Annotated in this window: 1 protein-coding gene; it reads left to right on the top strand. The window is 29.2% G+C overall.

What is annotated here, in order from left to right; genetic code table 11:
• The first annotated feature begins 42 nt into the window (after window positions 1-42).
• Entirely contained in the window at window positions 43-1500 is a 1458-nt protein-coding gene (locus ACLR9T_RS14690) for an LCP family protein (RefSeq protein ID WP_413110188.1), read from the top strand.
• The last annotated feature ends 29 nt before the right edge of the window (window positions 1501-1529 follow it).

Raw genomic sequence — 1529 nt, 5'->3', positions numbered from 1 at the left:
GTTATGCTAATATGTTAGAGAATTAAGAAAAGAGGGATTGTTATGTCTAAAAAAGAAAATATAATCCAAAAAGTTACACAATGGAGAGATATTTTAGCTATTCAAGTTATTGCTTCATTAATACTTATTGGATTGTTATTTAAATTAGGTGCTTTGCCTATGTTATATGCAATCATTGTTATTATATTGGTTGCATTATTGAATGTAGGAATTTTCTTTTTAATGAAACCATCTAAAAATAAGAAAAAAGGAAAAGTTCGTACTGTTATAGGAAAGTTTGTAAGTATTTTACTGAGTGTACTTTTATTAGTAGGTTCTTTATATATAGCTCAAGGAAATTCACTTATTGATGCAATTACTGGTGCTAATACCGAGACGACCCGTATTTCTGTTGTGGTTATGGAAAAGAGTAAATATAAAGAGTTATCAGATTTAAAAGGTGAAACAATTGAAGTTAATATGTCAGCAGAAACAGAGAAAATGGAAGAAGCTATTAAATCTCTTAAAAATGAAGAATCTTCAATTAAAACAAAAGAAGTTGATGAATTTGCTAAAATGGCAGATGATTTATATAAGGGAACAACAAATGCTATATTTGTAAATGAAGCTTATTATGCAATGTTAGAAGCAAATCATCCAAATTTTGAGACAGAAACAAGAGTGATTTGGTATAAAGACATTACTGTCAAAACAAATGATATTTCTAAAAATGTTGATGTTACAAAAGAACCTTTTGTTGTTTATATTAGTGGTATTGATACATATGGTAAAGTATCAACAGTTTCTAGAACAGATGTCAATATGATTGTCACTGTGAATCCAAAAACGAAACAAATTCTGATGACAAGTATACCAAGAGATTATTATGTGACTTTAGCGAATAAAGGTAAAAAAGATAAACTAACGCATTCAGGATTGGGTGGCATTGAAAATACAGTTAAGACAATGGAAAACTTTATGGGAATTGATATTAACTACTATGCAAGAGTCAATTTTACATCATTAATTAAAATGGTTGATGCATTAGGTGGTGTAGATGTTGATTCAATTGAAGCATTTAGTACAGGAACATATAGTTTTAAAAAGGGCACAAACCATGTTAATGGAGAACAAGCATTAGCATTCTCAAGAGAAAGATATCATGTTACTGGAGGAGATAATGGTCGTGTTGCAAATCAACAAAGAGTATTAACTGCAATGCTTAAGAAAATGATGTCACCAGCTATTATTACAAATTATTCAAGTGTTTTAAATTCTATTAATGGATCATTTGAAACGAATATGGAATCAGGTGATATTACAGGTTTATTACAAATGCAAATTAGTGATATGGCATCTTGGACGATTATACAAAAACAATTAACTGGAACTGGGAAAACAATGACAGGTGGAGCATATATGCCAAATAATAAATTATATTATATGATTCCAAATGATAGTAGTGTTGCTGAAAATAAACAAGCTATACAAAATGTATTAGATGGAAAACCAGTAAGTTAATAAATAAAAGTGGGTACCTTTGGGTATCC

The organism is Thomasclavelia sp. (genome assembly GCF_047249845.1).
Classification (GTDB): Bacteria; Bacillota_I; Bacilli_A; order Erysipelotrichales; family Coprobacillaceae; genus Thomasclavelia.
This window is presented reverse-complemented; position numbering and strand designations above follow the sequence as displayed.